The 18,504-nt window shown below is 69.9% G+C and carries 16 protein-coding genes; 9 read left to right on the top strand and 7 right to left on the bottom strand.

Annotation, left to right across the window (positions count from 1 at the left end; translation table 11 throughout):
- Positions 1-5: 5 nt before the first annotated feature.
- Positions 6-1,133, top strand: a complete 1,128-nt coding sequence (locus ACGFZN_RS14785) for an ABC transporter ATP-binding protein (protein WP_393858993.1) — start codon at positions 6-8, stop codon at positions 1,131-1,133.
- A gap of 283 nt (positions 1,134-1,416) precedes the next feature.
- Here the strand turns inward: ACGFZN_RS14785 and ACGFZN_RS14780 are convergent, their stop codons facing one another.
- From ACGFZN_RS14780 to ACGFZN_RS14755, 6 genes are all read right to left on the bottom strand, one after another.
- On the bottom strand, positions 1,417-2,157 hold the full coding sequence (locus tag ACGFZN_RS14780; protein ID WP_393858813.1) for a class I SAM-dependent methyltransferase: 741 nt from the start codon (positions 2,155-2,157) through the stop codon (positions 1,417-1,419).
- A gap of 224 nt (positions 2,158-2,381) precedes the next feature.
- A complete protein-coding gene (locus tag ACGFZN_RS14775; protein WP_393858812.1) occupies positions 2,382-3,440 on the bottom strand; it encodes an ABC transporter ATP-binding protein in 1,059 nt (352 codons plus the stop codon).
- 19 nt (positions 3,441-3,459) lie between these two features.
- Complete coding sequence (locus tag ACGFZN_RS14770) at positions 3,460-4,485, bottom strand: ABC transporter ATP-binding protein (RefSeq protein WP_393858811.1); 1,026 nt, start codon at positions 4,483-4,485, stop codon at positions 3,460-3,462.
- An 11-nt stretch (positions 4,486-4,496) separates the two neighbouring features.
- The gene (locus ACGFZN_RS14765; protein WP_330337991.1) at positions 4,497-5,480 is read right to left on the bottom strand and encodes an ABC transporter permease; all 984 of its coding nucleotides are present in this window, start codon (positions 5,478-5,480) and stop codon (positions 4,497-4,499) included.
- A 95-nt stretch (positions 5,481-5,575) separates the two neighbouring features.
- Positions 5,576-7,363, bottom strand: coding sequence for an ABC transporter substrate-binding protein (locus tag ACGFZN_RS14760; protein ID WP_393858810.1), 1,788 nt, complete (start codon positions 7,361-7,363; stop codon positions 5,576-5,578).
- A gap of 80 nt (positions 7,364-7,443) precedes the next feature.
- Positions 7,444-8,475: an ABC transporter permease gene (locus ACGFZN_RS14755; protein WP_393858809.1), complete on the bottom strand. Its 1,032-nt coding sequence runs from the start codon at positions 8,473-8,475 to the stop codon at positions 7,444-7,446.
- A 466-nt stretch (positions 8,476-8,941) separates the two neighbouring features.
- Here ACGFZN_RS14755 and ACGFZN_RS14750 point away from each other — a divergent pair, with 466 nt between their 5' ends.
- The 5 genes from ACGFZN_RS14750 to ACGFZN_RS14730 are packed head-to-tail and all read left to right on the top strand — an operon-like array spanning position 8,942 to position 14,534.
- Positions 8,942-10,561, top strand: coding sequence for an ABC transporter substrate-binding protein (locus ACGFZN_RS14750; RefSeq protein WP_393858808.1), 1,620 nt, complete (start codon positions 8,942-8,944; stop codon positions 10,559-10,561).
- A gap of 6 nt (positions 10,562-10,567) precedes the next feature.
- Positions 10,568-11,488 (top strand): ABC transporter permease, encoded by a 921-nt coding sequence (locus tag ACGFZN_RS14745; RefSeq protein WP_393858807.1) that lies wholly within the window; start codon positions 10,568-10,570, stop codon positions 11,486-11,488.
- The gene (locus tag ACGFZN_RS14740; RefSeq protein ID WP_393858806.1) at positions 11,481-12,461 is read left to right on the top strand and encodes an ABC transporter permease; all 981 of its coding nucleotides are present in this window, start codon (positions 11,481-11,483) and stop codon (positions 12,459-12,461) included. Before ACGFZN_RS14745 ends, ACGFZN_RS14740 begins: the two co-directional genes overlap by 8 nt.
- Positions 12,462-12,496: 35 nt before the next feature.
- Complete coding sequence (locus tag ACGFZN_RS14735) at positions 12,497-13,489, top strand: ABC transporter ATP-binding protein (protein ID WP_393858992.1); 993 nt, start codon at positions 12,497-12,499, stop codon at positions 13,487-13,489.
- Entirely contained in the window at positions 13,464-14,534 is a 1,071-nt protein-coding gene (locus tag ACGFZN_RS14730) for an ABC transporter ATP-binding protein (RefSeq protein ID WP_393858805.1), read from the top strand. The genes ACGFZN_RS14735 and ACGFZN_RS14730 overlap by 26 nt, the downstream gene beginning before the upstream one ends.
- 110 nt (positions 14,535-14,644) lie before the next feature.
- On the opposite strand, the gene ACGFZN_RS14725 is transcribed toward ACGFZN_RS14730, so the two are convergent.
- The gene (locus tag ACGFZN_RS14725) at positions 14,645-16,789 is read right to left on the bottom strand and encodes a prolyl oligopeptidase family serine peptidase (protein ID WP_393858804.1); all 2,145 of its coding nucleotides are present in this window, start codon (positions 16,787-16,789) and stop codon (positions 14,645-14,647) included.
- Positions 16,790-16,953: 164 nt separating this feature from the next.
- Here ACGFZN_RS14725 and ACGFZN_RS14720 point away from each other — a divergent pair, with 164 nt between their 5' ends.
- The 3 genes from ACGFZN_RS14720 to ACGFZN_RS14710 all read left to right on the top strand — a co-directional run bounded on the left by ACGFZN_RS14720 (position 16,954) and on the right by ACGFZN_RS14710 (position 18,499).
- Positions 16,954-17,148 (top strand): hypothetical protein, encoded by a 195-nt coding sequence (locus ACGFZN_RS14720; RefSeq protein ID WP_116147688.1) that lies wholly within the window; start codon positions 16,954-16,956, stop codon positions 17,146-17,148.
- A gap of 80 nt (positions 17,149-17,228) precedes the next feature.
- Complete coding sequence (mshB, locus tag ACGFZN_RS14715) at positions 17,229-18,086, top strand: N-acetyl-1-D-myo-inositol-2-amino-2-deoxy-alpha-D-glucopyranoside deacetylase (RefSeq protein WP_393858803.1); 858 nt, start codon at positions 17,229-17,231, stop codon at positions 18,084-18,086.
- Entirely contained in the window at positions 18,083-18,499 is a 417-nt protein-coding gene (locus ACGFZN_RS14710; protein ID WP_393858802.1) for a DUF6113 family protein, read from the top strand. The genes mshB and ACGFZN_RS14710 overlap by 4 nt, the downstream gene beginning before the upstream one ends.
- Positions 18,500-18,504: the final 5 nt, after the last annotated feature.

Here is an 18,504-nt window from a genome sequence, read left to right as displayed (position 1 = left end):
AGGAGATGACAGGGGAGAGCGTCCTCACGGCCCCGCGCGAGCAGAGCGGAGGCACGGGCGGCGAGCCGCTGTTGCAGGTCTCGGGGCTGAAGAAGCACTTCCCGGTCAAGGGCGGCTTCCCGATCCGGCGGACGATCGGCGCGGTGCAGGCCGTCGACGGCGTCGACATCACCGTGCACGCCGGGGAGAGCTTCGGCCTGGTCGGCGAGTCGGGCTGCGGCAAGTCGACCACCGGCCGGCTGATCACCCGCCTGCTGGAGCCGACCGGCGGCAGCATCACCTACCGCGGGCAGGACATCAGCCATGCCACGCGCAAGGACCTCGCCCCGATTCGCTCCGAGATCCAGATGATCTTCCAGGACCCGTACTCGTCGCTGAACCCGCGGCAGACGGTCGGCAAGATCATCTCCGGTCCGATGGAGATCAACGGCATCAATCCGCCCGGCGGCCGCGAGAACCGGGTGCGCGAGCTGCTGGAGATCGTCGGCCTCAACCCCGAGCACTTCAACCGCTTTCCGCACGAGTTCTCCGGCGGCCAGCGCCAGCGCATCGGCGTGGCGCGGGCGTTGGCGCTGGAGCCGAAGCTGATCGTGGCGGACGAGCCGGTCTCGGCGCTGGACGTCTCGATCCAGGCGCAGGTGGTGAACCTGCTGCAGAAGGTGCAGCGGGAACTGGGCATCGCGTTCGTCTTCATCGCCCACGACCTGGCCGTCGTCCGGCACTTCTCGCAGCGCGTGGCGGTCATGTACCTCGGCAAGATCATCGAGGTGGGCGACCGCGACTCCATCTACAACCGGCCGCGCCACCCGTACACCCACGCCCTGCTGTCCGCGGTCCCCGAGGTGCACCTGTCGGAGGAGGACACGGGCGGCCGCGAGCGGATCCGCCTGGCCGGCGACGTCCCGTCCCCCATCTCCCCGCCGTCCGGCTGCCGCTTCCGCACCCGCTGCTGGAAGGCGCAGGACAAGTGCGCCACGGAGGAACCGCCGCTGGTCCGGCTCTCCGGCAACCACGAGGGCCACCTGACGGCGTGCCACTTCCCGGAGGAGCCGACGACCGAGGCCCGGGAGGAGGACATCGTCCTGGACCCGGCACTCGCGGCGCTGGAGGAGGACACGGACCAGACGGGTTGACGACGGCTGCCCGGAGTGCCGGGACGGCTGCCCGCCGGTACGGCTGCCCGGGCATCCGGGAGCCGCCGGCGAGCTGGGCGGGGGCCGTGCGGGAGGCGGCTGGGGATGGCCTGGTGCGAAGGAAGGCAGGGGTGCGCTCTTCGGTTGCCGCCGGTGTCCTCGGCGGGACTGGGCGGGGAGGCCGCGCGGGAGGCGGCTGGGGATGGCCTGGGGTGGTCGGGGCGCGAAAGAAGGCTGGAGCGCGCCCTTCGCCGCCGCCGATGTCCCCGGGGGGTACCGCGGGCTAGGCGGGCCGGGCCACGGTGATGATCTCGGGGCTGGTGGGGGTGACGGGACCCCGCCCCCAGTCGCCGTACTGCTCGGCGACCGTCAGCCCCGCGTCGGCGAGACGGTCCGCCAGGGACTGACGGTCCAGGAACCGCAGGACGCTGTGGCACACCCGCGGTGCCGGCCAGCCGTCGCAGTCGTAGGTCTCCGTGAACCGCACCCGGTCCCCGCCGAGCCCGCCGTCCTGGACCTCGTGCCACACCCGCACCGGCGACCCGTCCCCGGCGGTGACCTCGTAGACCCGCTCCGGCACCCACCGCTCCCAGGCCCGGGCGTCCGGGTTCCGGGTCTCGAACACGAACCGCCCGCCGTCCTCGAGGGCCGCCCGCGCCCCGCGCAGACAGCTGCGGATCTCCTCGTCGCCGACCAGCTCCTGGAAGGCGTGCCCGGTCATGACGACCAGGTCGAACTCCCCGTCCCACAACCGGGTCCGCATGTCCCCGAGCACCCACTCGACGTCCGGCGCGGCGCGCCGCGCCTGTACGAGCATGGCGGGGGCCGGATCGAGCCCCATCAGCCGGCCCCGGTGCCCCTCGGCCCGCGCCCGCCGCAGCAACTGCCCGGTGCCGCAGCCGATGTCGAGCACCGAGCGGGCCTCGCGCACCAGTCCGAGGTAGAAGTCGTCACCCGGCCCCCAGGGATTGAGGCGGTCGTAGAGCGCGGCAAGCGTCAGATCGGTGAACGCGTGATCTACCACCGCGGCAGTCTGACACAGAGTGTTGAACGACGCGTCGGTTTCCGCCGCAGTTCTTGAGGGACTCTCAACTCTTGTGCCGGACCCGGGCCTTGGCTGGACATGCCGAAGGCCCACGCCTTGGGGAGGCATGGGCCTTCGTTCCCTGGAGCGGACGTTCAGGGCTCGGGTCAATGGGCCGGTGAAAGTCCGTTCCGTCGAGGGGCGGCTGACGGAAAAGGGGTGTGTCAGGCCGCTGCCTCGGGGTCCTTGGAGAGGGTCTCCCCGGAACGCCGGGGCGCCGGGACCGTCTCCTGCGTCTCAGGGTAGTGGCATGCCGTGAGGTGGCCGGGCTTGTTGCCCTCCACCTGCACCAGCGGCGGCGCCTCCGACGCGCACTTCTCCGTCGCCTTCCAGCAGCGGGTGCGGAAGCGGCAGCCGGAGGGCGGGTTGATGGGGGAGGGGACGTCGCCGACGAGGCGGATGCGCTCGCGCGGCTCGGCGTCCACCGTCGCCTCCGGTACGGCGGACAGCAGGGCCCGGGTGTACGGGTGGCGCGGGTTGCCGTACAGGTCGTCGCGGTCGGCGATCTCCACGATCTTGCCGAGGTACATGACCGCCACGCGCTGCGAGAAGTGCCGGACGATCGCGAGGTCGTGGGCGATGAAGACGAACGCGATGCCCAGTTCCCGCTGCACCTTCTGCAGCAGGTTCACCACCTGCGCCTGGATCGAGACGTCCAGCGCGGAGACCGGCTCGTCCGCCACGATCAGCTTCGGCTCCAAGGCCAACGCGCGCGCCACGCCGATGCGCTGGCGCTGGCCGCCGGAGAACTCGTGCGGGAAGCGGTTGAAGTGCTCGGGGTTGAGGCCGACGATCTCCAGCAGCTCGCGGACGCGGTTCTCGCGGCCGCCGGGCGGGTTGATGCCGTTGATCTCCATCGGACCGGAGATGATCTTGCCGACCGTCTGCCGCGGGTTCAGCGAGGCGTAGGGGTCCTGGAAGATCATCTGGATCTCGGAGCGGATCGGCGCCAGATCCTTGCGGCCCGCGTGCGTGATGTCCTGCCCGCGGTAGGTGATCCGGCCGCCGGTCGGCTCCAGCAGGCGGGTGATCAGCCGGCCGGTGGTCGACTTGCCGCAGCCGGACTCGCCGACCAGGCCCAGGCTCTCGCCCTCGGACACCTGGAAGTCCAGCCCGTCGACGGCCTGCACCGCGCCGACCGTACGGCGGATCGGGAAGCCGCCCTTGATCGGGAAGTGCTTGGTCAGCCCGGAGACGTCCAGGAGGGGGTTCGTGTTGCTCATGATGGTGAAGTCCCGTCCGTCAGTTGTGCCGGGTCGCGGCGAAGTCGGCGAAGAGTTCCCGCTTCTGGTCCGCCGTCAGGTGGCAGGCGGAGCCCCGGCCGTCGAGCACCGTCAGCAGCGGGCGCTCGGTCGAGCACAGACCGCCGGCGACCTTCTCGGCGAACGCGCAGCGGGGGTGGAAGCGGCAGCCGGAGGGCGGGTTGAGCAGCGAGGGCGGGGAACCGGGGATCGGCGTGAGCGGCACGTCCACCGGGCCGTCCAGGCTGGGCATCGAGTTGAGCAGGCCCACGCTGTAGGGGTGGTCCGGGGTGCGGAGCACCTCCTCCTTGGTGCCGCGCTCCACGCACCGGCCGCCGTACATCACCAGCACGTCGTCCGCGATGTCCGCGATGACGCCGAGGTCGTGCGTGATGAAGATGATCGCCGTGCCGAACTCCTGCTGGAGGTCCTTGAGCAGGTCCATGATCTGGGCCTGGACCGTCACGTCGAGGGCCGTGGTCGGCTCGTCGGCGATCAGCAGCTCGGGGTCGCAGACCAGCGCCATGGCGATCATCGCGCGCTGGCGCATACCGCCGGAGAACTGGTGCGGGTAGTCGTCCACGCGGGTCTCGGGCTGGGGGATGCCGACCCGGCGCAGCATCTCGATGGCACGGTCCCGGGCTTCCTTCTTGGAGCAGCCGGTGTGCTTGCGGTAGGTCTCGGCGATCTGGACGCCCACCTTGTGGTACGGCGAGAGCGAGGCCAGCGCGTCCTGGAAGATCATGGACATCTTGTTGCCGCGCAGCTTCTCCAGGGTGCGCTCGGAGGCGCTGAGAAGCTCCTGCCCGTCGAGCAGGATCTCGCCCTCCAGGGCGGTGCGCTCACGGTTGTGCAGGCCGAGGATCGCGAGGTTGGTCACCGACTTGCCGGAGCCCGACTCGCCGACGATGCCGAGGGTCTTGCCCTTCTCCAGGTCGAAGGAGAGCCCGTCGACGGCCTTGACGACGCCGTCCTCGGTGGAGAAGTGCACGCGCAGGTCGCGGACGGAGAGGAAGGGGGTGCTCATCTTGTCTCTCCTTAGGCGAGGCGGACGCGGGGGTCGATGAGGGCGTACACGGCGTCGACGACGATGTTGAACACGACGATCGCGCCGGCCGCCACCAGGGTGACACCGAGCAGCATCGGCAGGTCCATGTCCTTCACGGCCTTCACCGAGACGGCGCCGATGCCGTGCAGACCGAAGGTCTGCTCGGTGATGACCGCGCCGCCGAGCAGCGAGCCGAGGTCCAGGCCGAGGATCGTCACGATCGGGCCCATCGCGCCGCGCCAGGCGAAGCGGAAGAACACCGTGCGCTGGGACAGGCCCTTGGCCCGCGCGGTGCGCACGTAGTCCTCGCTCAGCGTCTCGACGAGCTGCGAGCGGGTCATACGGGTGTAGTTGGCGGTGAAGATGATCGCCAGCACGAACCACGGCAGCAGGAACCCGGTGAACCACGACACGGGGTCGTCGGTGAAGCCGGAGTTGTCGTTCGGGCGGGCGAAGATGTGCCACTCGTCGGACAGGTAGAACATCGCGACGATGCCGACGATGTAGATCTGCAGCGAGGAGCCGATCAGCGAGGCCGAGGAGGCGATCTTGTCCAGCGCCTTGCCCTGCTTGACGGCGGCGATCATGCCGGTGCCGACACCGAAGACGAAGAAGACGACCGTGCTGCCCAGGGCCAGCGAGAGGGTGGTCGGGAAGCGGTCCATGATGATGCCCGTGACCGGCTGGCGGTTGATGAACGAGTAGCCGAGGCAGGGCGCGTTGCAGTGCCCGTACGAGGCGTAGTCGCGGCCCACGAAGACGCCCTCGAGCCAGTGCCAGTACTGCACCGGCAGCGGATCGTCGATCCCCAGGTTGTGCTTGACCAGCGCCAGAGTCTGTGGCGTGCAGACCTTGCCGCAGGCGACCCGGGCGGGGTCACGCGGAGCGACGTAGAAGAGGAAGAAGGTGATGGCACTGATGATCAGCAGGATCACCGCTGCGCCGAGTGTCCGGCGGACAAGAAAGCGGAACATGGCGATGGGATTCCCTGGGCGACGCCGTGGTGGGGGCGGAGGGGGACGGGCGGGGCGCCGGTGTGCGGCGCCCCGCCCCTGGACTGGCTGGGGCGTCAGGCCTTCACGTACAGCTTGTACATGACGAACGCGGAGAACAGCGGGTCGAACAGCGCGCCGCCGACCTTCGAGCCGTGCAGGTAGAACCGGCGCTGGAAGGTTTCGGGGATGATCGGCGCCAGCTCGGTCATGATCTTCTTGTCCAGCGCCTCCCAGGCCTGGCCGGCCTTCGTCGGGTCGGCGATGACGGCGTTCTTCTTGATCGCGTCGTTGACCCAGCCGACGTTCAGCTGCGAGACGTTGTTGGAGCCGTTGCCGATCGTGCCGCCGTCGAACAGCGGCTGCATGACCGTGTAACCGGTCGGCCAGTCCGGGGACCAGCCGAACCACATCACGTCGAACTGGTTGTTGATCTGCTGGACCTGGTCGTAGTAGCTGGTGGAGTCCACCGGCTTGACGACCGGGTCGAAGCCCGCCGCCTTCAGGGCGTTGACGATGACGACCTTGGTCTTCTCGTAGGCGTCGTTGCCACCCTTGGGGTAGGTGTAGACGATCTTCTGGCCGAGCTTGCCGGCCTCCTTCAGCAGCGCCTTGGCCTTCTCCGGGTCGCCCTGCGGCTTCTTCAGCTTGCCGTAGACGTCCTGGTGCTCGTAGCCGAGGATGTCCGGGCTGATGATGGAGGTCGCGTAGTCACCGGCGGCCTGACCGCCGTAGATACGGCGGATCTGCTCCAGCGGCCAGGCGTAGTTGAGCGCCTGGCGCACCTTCGGGTCCGTGATGCGCTTGCAGTTGATGGCGTAGTAGTACAGACCGCTCAGCAGGCCGTTGATGGTGCGCTGCTTGAGCTGCGCGTCGTTGAGGACCTTCTGCAGGCGCTCGGCGGGGACACCGCTGTACGCCATGACCGCGTACTGGTCGTCGCCGCTCTCGGCGATCAGACGGTCGGTGGCCGGCAGGGCCTCGTAGCCGAACTGGAAGGTGAAGCTGTCCGGGTAGGCGTTGCGGATCGAGTCCGTCGCCGGGTCCCAGTGCGGGTTGCGCACCAGCTTCAGGGACTTGTCGACCGAGTGCTGGGCGATCTTGTACGGACCGGCGGAGACCGGGTCCTTGTCGTACTTCTCCTTGGTGTCGTGGCTCACCGGCACGGCGCCGTAGGAGTGCATCGCCAGCGTGAAGTTGAGGTCCGGGCGGGCCTCCTTCAGCTTCAGCGTGATGGTCTTCTTCGCCTTGTCGGTGACGATGGAGTCCAGGTGCTTGCCGCTGAACGGACCCTTGTACTTCGACCGGAAGTCGCTGGTGCCGACGAGGGCGCTCTGCACGTACATCGCGCCCTCGGTGGTGAAGCTGGCGAAGCCGCGCTCGATGCCGTGGCGGACGTCCTCGACGGTCAGCTCGCTGCCGTCCTCCCACTTCAGACCGTCCTTCAGGGTGAAGGTCCAGGTCTTGCCGCCGTCCGACATGGTGCCGGCGTCGGTGGCGAGGTCGCCGACCAGCTTCATGGAGCCGTCGGAGGAGATCTTGTAGCCGGTCAGGGCGCGGACGTAGAGGTTCGCGATGGTGGAGTTCCACGCGAAGTAGATCCGCTGCGGGTCCAGGTGGGAGAAGTCGTCCGGGCCCAGGCCGATGATGTTGCCGCCCTTCTTCGCGCCCGGTATCTCGGGAGCGGGGCCGGTCGAGTCCTCCTTGGTGCCGACCGTGACGTGACCGGTGTACTTGGTGGCGCCTGCGTGGGAGCCGGTGCCGCTGTTCCCGCCACCTCCGCCACTGCTGCACGCGGAGAGGACCATGGAGCCGCCGGCCGCGACCGACGTGGCGATGACGAAGTTTCTGCGGGAAAGGGACATTGTTTCCTGCTTTGGTCGAGGACGGATACGAACTGCTCCGGCGGGCCCCGTCGCCCGGGCCGGAAGGGGGAGAGGGAGATTCAGCGCCCGGCCTTGGGGTCCAGCGCGTCGCGCACCGAGTCGCCGAGAAGGTTGAAGGCGATCACGAAGATCACCATCGTCAGGCCCGGGAAGAGCAGGTACGTGATGTCGTCCTGGTAGGTCTTGGACGCGTTCTGGACCATCACGCCCCAGTCGGGGGTGGGGTCCGACAGGCCGACGCCGAGGAAGGCGAGACCGGCCTCGACCGTCACGTACATGGGAAGCGCCAGGGTCGCCTGGATGAGGATCGGCGTCCACAGGTTGGGCAGCAGTTCCTTGAAGATGATCCGCGCCGGCGAGGCGCCGGTGACCTTCGCGGCCTCCACGAACTCCCGCTCGCGCAGGGCGAGTACCTCACCGCGCAGCAGTCGCGCGATGGGCGCCCAGCCGAACGCCGTCATGACGGTGATCAGGGAGACGACGGTGAGCCAGGTCGGGGTGGCCTCGTCCGGCGCGACCAGGATCGTGAGCATCACCGGGAAGAAGCCGATGAAGAACAGGGTCTGCGGGAAGGCCAGCAGGATGTCGATGATCCGGCCGACGATGTAGTCGGTCTTGCCGCCCAGGTATCCGGCGGTGATGCCGATGAGCACGCCGAAGAAGGCCACGAGCACGGTGGTCGCCGTCGCGATCAGCAGCGAGTTGCGGATGGCGTACAGCAGGAACGTGAAGACGTCCCGGCCGAGCTGGGGGTCGATGCCGAACCAGAAGTTGCCGTCGATGCCGCCGTTGGGCTTGACCGGGAATCCGAAGTCGTTGAGCAGGCTCGGGTCGTTCTGGCCGTACGTCGTGTACGGATCCTTCCCGTACACCTTGGCGATCAGCGGCGCGGCGATGCCGATGACGAAGAAGAAGATCACCACGAAGGCGGATATGACGCCCGTCCGGTCCCGCTTGAAGCGGGTCCAGGCCAGCCGTCCCGGAGAGCGGCTCTCGGTGCCCTTCGGGGTGCCGGGCGTGGCCGATGGGGCGCTGTCTTCTTTGGTCACCTCGAGTGGGGCGGCCGGGGAAGGGGATGCGGGGGTGGTCATGATGCTCCGTGCCTTGTGGGTCAAGGCTCCGCAGGGCGCTCCCCTACGGGCTACGCCGGACTTTTTCAACGCAATTCATGCAGGGTCAATAAATTCTGGTCCGCCTTGGTTGCGTCTTTGCCTTCTTTACTCGCACTTGATCATTCCGTAGCTACGCGGGTAGCGTGCCGTGATCGATTCGTGCTTCACATCGGGCTTTTAGGGCTAATCGGTCAACGGGTTCGTTATGCGGACGCCAGGGTGTCGAAATGCGTACATCACCCCGTCTGAATCCAACGTTTCGGCATCGTTGTCCGAAGATCTATTGCGCGCTTGGTCAAGATCCATCGTGCGCCCCCTCGTGACCGTCCGTGCCCGGACGAACGCATCCCTCCAACGGCCCCTCAGCTCGCCAGTCCGCGTGCGGTATGTGACGTATGGACAGATAGTGACCGGTATCGGGTCAGTGATCGCGGAGGAGGCAGCCATGGGAGGAGTCGCCCGCGCCCGATGGGCCGCCTGCGCCCTCGCCGCCGGGCTGCTCGCCGCCGGATGCGGGGACAGCGCGGGCTTCGGCGGCGCCGGGGTGCTGACCTCCTCCTGGGGCGACCCGCAGAACCCGCTGGAGCCCGCGAACACCAACGAGGTGCAGGGCGGCAAGGTCCTCGACATGATCTTCCGGGGGCTGAAGAAGTACGACCCGAGGACCGGCAAGGCCCAGAACTGGCTCGCGCGGTCCATCGACACCACGGACTCGCGGAACTTCACGATCCGGGTGAAGGACGGCTGGACCTTCTCCAACGGCGAGAAGGTGACCGCCCGCTCCTTCGTGGACGCCTGGAACTACGGCGCGAGCCTGCGGAACAACCAGAAGGACGCCTACTTCTTCGCCTACATCGACGGCTACGACAAGGTCCACCCCGACACCGGCGCCCAGAGCGCCGGCACCCTGTCCGGGCTGAAGGTCACCGGCCCGCTGACCTTCACCGTCCGCCTCAACCAGAAGTTCTCCAGCTTCCCCGACACCCTCGGCTACGCCGCCTTCGCCCCGCTGCCCCGCGCCTTCTTCACCGACCACGCCGGCTGGCTGAGGAAGCCGGTCGGCAACGGGCCGTACCGGATCGAGTCGTACGCCAGGGGCTCGGCGATGAACCTCAGGAGGTGGGACGGCTACCCCGGCCCCGACAAGGCGCGGAACCTCGGCGTGACCCTGCTGGTCTACACCGACAGCAACACCGCCTACACCGACGTGCTGGCCGGCAACCTCGACCTGGTCGACGACGTGCCCTCCACCCAGCTCAAGAACGTCCGGACCGACCTGAACGGCCGCTACATCAACACCCCGGCCGGCATCCTGCAGACCCTCGCCTTCCCCTACTACGACCCCAGGTGGAACACCAGCGGCGCGCGCAAGGTCCGCACCGGCCTGTCCATGGCGATCAACCGCCGGCAGATCACCGAGACCATCTTCCGCGGCACCCGCACCCCGGCCACCGACTGGACCTCCCCGGTCCTCGGCACGGCCGGCGGCTACAAGCCCGGACTGTGCGGCCACGCCTGCGACTACGACCCGGTCCAGGCCAAGAAGCTCATCCAGCAGGGCGGCGGTATCCCCGGCGGCCGGCTGAAGATCACCTACAACGCGGACACCGGCTCCCACAAGCAGTGGGTGGACGCGGTGTGCAACTCCATCAACAACGCCCTCGGCGACGACACGGCCTGCGTCGGCAACCCGGTCGGCACCTTCGCCGACTTCCGCAACCAGATCGGGCAGCACAAGATGACCGGCCCCTTCCGGGCCGGCTGGCAGATGGACTACCCGTTGATCCAGAACTTCCTGCAGCCGCTGTACTACACGGGCGCCTCCTCCAACGACGGAAAGTGGTCGGACAAGCGGTTCGACCGGCTCGTCGACCGGGCCAACGCCGAGACCGGCCAGGCCGCGGCCGTCCGCCTCTTCCAGCAGGCCGAGGAGGTCGTCCGCGACAACATGGCGGCCATCCCGCTCTGGTACCAGAACGGCAGCGCCGGCTACACCTCCCGGCTCTCGAACGTCGCGCTCAACCCGTTCAGCGTGCCGGTCTACAACGAGATCACGGTCGGCTGAGCGGTCATGGGACGCTATGTCGCGCGACGGCTGCTGCAGATGATCCCTGTGTTCATCGGGTCCACGCTGCTCATCTTCCTCATGGTCAACGTGATGGGCGACCCCGTCGCCGGCCTGTGCGGCGAGCGGGCCTGCGACCCGGCGACCGCCGCCCAGCTCAAGCGGGAGTTCGGCCTGGACAAGCCGCTGTGGCAGCAGTACGCGACCTACATGGGCAACCTCTTCACCGGCGACTTCGGCACCGCCTTCAACGGCCAGAAGGTCACCGAGCTGATGGGCACGGCCTTCCCCGTCACCGTCCGGCTGACGATCGTCGCCATCCTCTTCGAGATCCTCATCGGGGTGTCGCTCGGCGTGCTGACCGGCATGCGGCGCGGCCGGCCCGTCGACACCGGGGTGCTGCTGGCCACCCTGGTGGTGATCTCCGTGCCCACCTTCGTCACCGGCCTGCTGCTGCAGCTGCTCCTCGGGATCAAGTGGCAGTGGATCAGCCCGTCCGTCCGCTACGGGAGCTACGACGAGCTGATCGTGCCCGGCCTCGTCCTCGCCTCCGTCTCCCTCGCCTACGTCACCCGGCTGACCCGCACCTCCATCGCCGAGAACAGGCGGGCCGACTACGTCCGCACCGCGATCGCCAAGGGCCTGCCCCGGCGCCGGGTCGTCGTCCGGCACCTGCTGCGCAACTCGCTGATCCCCGTGGTCACCTTCATCGGCGCGGACGTCGGCGCGCTGATGGGCGGCGCGATCGTCACCGAGCGGATCTTCAACATCCACGGCGTCGGCTTCCAGCTCTACCAGGGCATCCTGCGCCAGAACACCCAGACGGTCGTCGGGTTCGTGACCGTCCTCGTGCTGGTCTTCCTCATCGCCAACCTCCTCGTCGACCTCCTGTACGCCGTACTCGACCCGAGGATCCGCTATGCCTGAGCAGCCGTACGAGCCCGAGGGCGCGATCGCCGGGACCGGCATGGGGGGTGCGATGGACCTCGGCGCCAGCGAGGCCACCACGCTGGAGCGGGCGCCGGGCGGGCCGGCGGGCACGGGACCCGCGGGCCGGCCCCGGTCCCTGTGGTCCGACGCCTGGCGGGACCTGCGCCGCAACCCGGTCTTCCTGGTCTCCGCCGTGGTGATCTGCTTCCTCGTCCTCATCTCCCTGTGGCCCTCGGTGATCGCCTCCGGCAGCCCCCTGAAGTGCGACCTCGCCCGGGCCCAGGACGGTGCGGGGCCGGGCGCGCCCTTCGGGTACGACGGCCAGGGCTGCAACGTCTACACGCGCACGGTGTACGGCGCCCGCACCTCCGTCACGGTGGGCGTGCTGGCGACGCTCGGGGTGGCCGTCCTCGGCTCGGTGCTGGGCGCGCTGGCCGGCTACTTCGGCGGCGTCTGGGACTCGGTCCTGTCCCGGATCACCGACATCTTCTTCGCCATCCCGGTCGTCCTCGGCGGCCTGGTCCTGCTCTCGGTGGTCACCAGCAACACGGTCTGGCCGGTCATCGGGTTCATGGTGCTGCTCGGCTGGCCGCAGATCGGCCGGATCGCGCGCGGCGCGGTCATCACCGCCAAGCAGAACGACTACGTCCAGGCCGCCCGCGCCCTCGGCGCGTCCGACTCCCGCATCCTGCTGCGCCACATCGCGCCGAACGCCGTGGCGCCGGTGATCGTGGTGGCGACCATCGCGCTGGGCACGTACATCGCCCTGGAGGCGACGCTGTCGTACCTCGGCGTGGGCCTCAAACCGCCCAGCGTCTCCTGGGGCATCGACATCTCCGCCGCCTCCCCCTACGTCCGCAACGCCCCGCACGCCCTCCTGTGGCCCTCGGGCGCCCTGGCCGTCACCGTCCTGGCCTTCATCATGCTCGGCGACGCGGTCCGCGACGCCCTCGATCCGAAGCTGAGGTGAGGGACGTGGTGATGGAGGCTGCGCAGAAGCGGGGTGTGCTGCTCGAAGTGCGGGATCTGCATGTGGAGTTCCGGACCCGGGACGGGGTCGCGCGGGCCGTCAACGGGGTGAGTTACGAGGTGGACGCGGGGGAGACCCTGGCCGTGCTCGGGGAGTCGGGGTCGGGCAAGTCCGTCACCGCGCAGGCCGTGATGGGGATCCTCGACATGCCGCCGGGGCGGATCACCGGCGGGCGGATCCTCTTCCAGGGGCGGGATCTGCTGGGGATGAAGGAGGAGGAGCGGCGCAGGATCCGGGGCGCCGGGATGGCGATGATCTTCCAGGACGCCCTGTCGGCCCTCAACCCCGTGCTGTCCGTGGGCGACCAGCTGGGCGAGATGTTCGTCGTGCACCGCGGGATGTCCCGGAGGGACGCGCGGGCCAGGGCGGTGGAGCTGATGGAGCGGGTGCGCATCCCGGCGGCCGCCCAGCGGGTGCGGGACTACCCCCACCAGTTCTCCGGCGGCATGCGCCAGCGCATCATGATCGCCATGGCGCTGGCCCTGGAACCGGCGCTGATCATCGCCGACGAACCGACGACGGCCCTGGACGTCACCGTGCAGGCCCAGGTCATGGACCTGCTCGCGGAGTTGCGGCGCGAGTACCGCATGGGGCTCATCCTCATCACCCACGACCTGGGCGTCGTCGCGGACGTCGCCGACCGGATCGCGGTGATGTACGCCGGGCGGATCGTGGAGTCCGCGCCCGTCCACGACATCTACAAGGCGCCGGCCCACCCCTACACCCGCGGTCTGCTGGACTCCATCCCGCGCCTGGACCAGAAGGGCCGTCAGCTGTACGCCATCCGGGGCCTGCCGCCGAACCTGATGGACATCCCGCCGGGCTGTTCCTTCCACCCGCGCTGCCCGCTGGCGAGGGACGTCTGCCGCACCGACGAACCGCCGCTGTACCAGGTCTCCGAGACCCGCGGCAGCGCCTGCCACTTCTGGAGGGAGTGCCTCGATGGCCGCGACGACCTCGGCGGCTGAGCCGATCCTCGACGTGTCCGGGCTCGTCAAGCACTACCCGCTGACCCGGGGCGTGCTGTTCCGCAAGCAGATCGGCGCGGTGAAGGCCGTGGACGGCGTCGACTTCACCCTCGGCAAGGGCGAGACCCTCGGAATCGTGGGCGAGTCGGGCTGCGGCAAGTCGACGGTCGCGAGGCTGCTGTGCAGCCTGGAGCGGCCGACGGCGGGCACCATCCGGTTCAAGGGGGAGGACATCACCCGGCTGTCCGGCCGCGCGCTGAAAGCCGTCCGCCGGAACATCCAGATGGTCTTCCAGGACCCCTACACCTCCCTCAACCCCCGGATGACGGTCGGCGACATCATCGGGGAGCCGTACGACATCCACCCCGAGGTCGCGCCGAAGGGCGACCGCCGCCGCCGGGTCCAGGAACTGCTGGACGTGGTCGGCCTCAACCCGGAGTACGTCAACCGCTACCCGCACCAGTTCTCCGGCGGCCAGCGCCAGCGCATCGGCATCGCCCGCGGGCTGGCGCTGCGCCCGGAGGTGATCGTCGCCGACGAGCCGGTGTCCGCGCTCGACGTGTCGGTGCAGGCACAGGTCGTCAACCTGCTGGCCCGGCTGCAGTCGGAGTTCGACCTCTCCTACGTCTTCATCGCGCACGACCTGTCCGTGGTCCGGCACATCTCCGACCGGGTCGGCGTCATGTACCTCGGCCGGATCGTGGAGACGGGCCGGGACGCCGAGATCTACGACCATCCCACGCACCCCTACACCCAGGCGCTGCTCTCGGCGGTCCCGGTACCGGACCCCGAGGCGCGGGAGCGCCGTGAGCGGATCATTCTCAGCGGCGACGTGCCGTCGCCGACGGACATCCCCTCCGGCTGCCGCTTCCGCACCCGCTGCTGGAAGGCGCAGGAGCGCTGCGCCCGGGAGGTCCCGGCGCTCGCGGTGCCGGCCGCGTTCCGGGGCACGTCCGGCCCGGCGGCCCACGCCTCCGCCTGTCACTTCGCGGAGGAGAGGCAGGTGGTGCCGGCGGAGGGCACCTACGGCAACGGGCCGGGGTGACATGGTGCACCCCGGCCCGTTCACGGCACCCGCACGGCCGTACGCTGATCAGTCTCCCGCGTCCGTATATCGGTACCGCTTCCGTGAAGTTGCCCGCGCGTTAACGCGGTTCACGGCCGGTCGCCCGGTTGCGGCAGCGAGCGCCGCAGGAAGTCCAGCTGCAGCTTGAGCAGGTTCTCGGCGACGGTCTCCTGCGGGGTCATGTGCGTCACCCCGGACAGCGGCAGCACCTCGTGCGGGCGGCCCGCGGCGAGCAGGGCGGAGGACAGCCGCAGGGAGTGGGCGACGACCACGTTGTCGTCCGCCAGTCCGTGGATGATCATCATCGGGCGGTGCGGCTCGGCCGGGTCGACCAGGCCCGCGTCGTCGATCACCGAGTTGCGGCGGTAGACCTCCGGCTGCTCGCCCGGGTCGCCGAGGTAGCGCTCCTGGTAGTGGGTGTCGTACAGGCGCAGGTCGGTGACCGGGGCGCCGACGACCGCCGCGTGGAAGACGTCGGGGCGGCGCAGCACCGCCAGCGCCGCGAGATAGCCGCCGAAGGACCACCCGCGGATCGCCACCCGCTCCAGGTCCAGCGGGAACCGGTCGGCGAGCGCGTGCAGCGCGTCGGCCTGGTCCTCCACCACGGTGGCCGCCACCTCGTCCCGGATCGACTTCTCCCAGGCCGGCGAGCGCCCCGGAGTGCCCCGGCCGTCGGCCACGATCACCGCGAAACCCTGGTCGGCGAACCACTGGGAGGTCAGGTGGGGGTTGTGCGCGGCGACCACCCGCTGGCCGTGCGGTCCGCCGTAGGGGTCCATGAGGACGGGCAGGGGAGTGTCACCGTGGTAGTCCTGTGGCATAAGCACGGCGCACGGGATTCGGCGTGCGCCCCCCAGGGTCAGCGTCACGCGGGGGGACAAACCAGGATCTTCGGCGTACGACCGGACAGTCGCCGCCGGTTTTCCGTCACGCAGCACCTGGACACGGGCACCCGGAGTGTCGAGCGACGCGGACACCAGCACGGACACGTTCCCGGCGCGCACGGCCGTGTGCACACCGGGCTCCTGCGACACGCGCTCCACGCCGAGTTCGTTGACGCGGTACACGTGGATCTCGCCGACCTCGGGGGCCTCCGCCTCCTCGCCCGCCGAGGCGGAAACCAGCACGTCGTCGGCGCCCACGTCCAGCACCGCCCGGATGTGCAACTGACCGCTGGTCAGGGGCCGTTCACCGACCGTCAGCACCCGTGCGCCGCCCTCGTCCGCGATCCGGACGAGGTTCCCGTCGGGGCTCCAGCAGGGCACTCCGGCGAACAGTTCAAGCCAAGTTGGATCTTCGTCCGCGTGCACCATGCGCGTCGCCCCGGTCTCCGGGTCCACGGCGAGGAACAGCTGGCTGCGCTGGTCCCGCGCCTGCACAAGCAGCAGCGGTGCACCCGCCGCTGACCAGTGCACTCGCGCCAGATACGGGTAGCGCGAGCGGTCCCACGCCACCTCCGTGCGCTGCCCGTCCAGGCCCAGCACGAACAGCCGTACGTCCGCGTTCGCGGTGCCCGCCGCCGGGTAGGCGATGTCGCGTGGCTCACGCTCCGGGTGGGCCGGGTCGGCGATCCACCACCGCCGCACCGGCGTGTCGTCCACCCGCGCCACGAGCAGCCGTTGCCCGTCCGGCGCCCACCAGAAGCCCCGTGAACGCCCCATCTCCTCGGCCGCGATGAACTCCGCGAGCCCGTAGGAGACCCGGCCCGGACCCTCCGTGGGCTCCGGCTCGGCGAGCGCCCGGTCGCCCTCTCCCTCGGCGCCCACCACCCGCAGCGCGCCCTGCGCGACGTACGCGATGTGCCGGCCGTCGGGGGCGGGCCGGGGGTCGATCACCGGTCCCGGGACCCGGAGTTCGCGCGTGGTGCCGGCCCGCAGCTCGGCCGTGAACAGCCGCCCTGACAAGGCGAAAGACGCCAGCTCCACGGCCGTGTCGGTGGCGTATCCGACGATGCCGGCGCCCCCTTCGCGGCTGCGCTCCCGGCGCGCCCGCTCTTCGGGGGAGAGCTCTTCGCCGGCGCCGCCGAGGAGGGCGCCGGGATCCGCCGCGAGGCGCTCTTCGCCGTCCGGAAGATCCATGACCCACAGGGAGTTGGCCCGGTCGGTGCCGGAGCCGGAACGCAGGAACGCGACACGCGCGCCGTCGGGTGCCACCGTGAACGAGCGCGGCGCGCCGAGGGTGAACCGCTGGGTCCGGGCGTATCGACGGGGGAAGGAGTCGGACTCGGTCGTCATACCCCGACCATATTGGCCATGCGCCCCCTTGTGCGGCCGTGCGCCGAGCGATGCGCGAGTACGGATAGTTATGATCACTACCGCTGTGTGGGTATCAACCTGCTGGCGTCTGCATGGATTTGCTCAACTGATCTGGATCTCGCGATCTTTGGAGGTGGGCCGCCGTGGCACTCTCGATTTCGGCGGTGGTGCTGCTGGCGATCATCGTCTTCCTGCTCATCAAGAAGTCGGGACTGAAGGGCGGTCACGCCGTCGTCTGCATCCTGCTCGGCTTCTACCTCGCCTCCTCCACCGTCGCCCCGACGATCAGCCAGCTGACCACGAACGTCGCCAGCATGATCAGCAGCATCAAGTTCTGACATCTCCCGGCATCGCCCCCGCGGCCGCCGTGGGGTGCCGGCTCCAGGCGCGTCGGCCGCCGGGATCGTAGGGTGGCCCCATGACGGAACTGCCTGCCCGGCGGCTGCTGCTCGTGCACGCGCACCCGGACGACGAGTCGATCAACAACGGCGCGACCATGGCCCGGTACGCGGCCGAAGGCGCCCATGTGACGCTGGTCACCTGCACCCTCGGGGAGCGGGGCGAGGTCATCCCGCCGCGGCTGCGGCACCTGTCCGGCCCGGCGCTCGGCGCGCACCGGCGCGTCGAGCTGGCCGCCGCCGTGCGCGCGCTCGGCGTGACGGACGCCCGGCTGCTCGGCGGCGCGGGGCGGTACGGCGACTCCGGGATGATGGGCATCGCCGACAACGACGACCCCGGGTGCTTCTGGCAGGCCGACGTGGACGAGGCCGCCGGGCATCTGGTGGAGGTGATCCTCGAGGTGCGGCCCCAGGTCCTGGTGACGTACGACGACAACGGTGGCTACGGCCACCCGGACCACATCCAGGCCCACCGCGTCGCCATGCGCGCCGTCGACCTCGCGGCCGAGCGCGGCCACCGCATCGCCAAGGTGTACTGGAACCGCGTCCCGCGCTCCGTCGCCGACGCCGCCTTCGCCCGCCTCCAGGACGAGCTGCCCGCCCTGCCGTTCGACAAGAGCGGCAGCGTCGCCGACGTGCCCGGCGTGGTCGACGACGCACGGGTCACCACCGCCGTCGACGGCGCCGCCTTCGCCGCCGCGAAGGCCGCCGCGATGCGCGCCCACGCCACCCAGATCGAGGTGGCCGAGCCGTACTTCGCGCTCTCCAACGAGCTGGCCCAGCCGCTGTTCACCACCGAGTACTACGAACTGGTGCGCGGCACCGCCGAGCCCGGCGAAGCCGACCTGTTCGCCGGCGTCGAGGAGGCGGCGGCGTGAGCACCGAAGGACCCGGCTCGCTGCTCGCCCAGCCGCTCGGCCGGCCCTCTCCCGGCCGGATCGCCGCCTACCTGGGCCTCCTCGTGCTCGGCGCCGTCGTGGGCCTGGCCGGCGCCCTCGTGCAGGCCGCCTGGTTCCCCGGTGGGCTGCTGCTCGCCCTCGCGGGCGCGGCCGGGCTGTTCCTCGGCGGCGCGTACGCCACCGGCGGCCGGGGCGGGGCGGTGGCACCCGTGGTGGGCTGGATCGTCACCGTCATCCTGCTCACCACCGCGCGCCCGGAAGGCGACTTCCTGTTCGGTGCGGGACTCGGCTCCTATCTCTTCCTGCTCGGCGGCATGGCGCTCGCTGTGATCTGCGCCACCGTCGGCGCCGGGCGGCAACCCCGGAGCGGTCCCGTCCGACTTGGCAAGTGACGTAC

It is taken from the genome of Streptomyces sp. NPDC048192 (assembly GCF_043202415.1).
Classification (GTDB): Bacteria; Actinomycetota; Actinomycetes; order Streptomycetales; family Streptomycetaceae; genus Streptomyces.
Note: the sequence above shows the minus strand (reverse complement) of the source record. Positions and strands in the feature narration are given on the sequence as shown.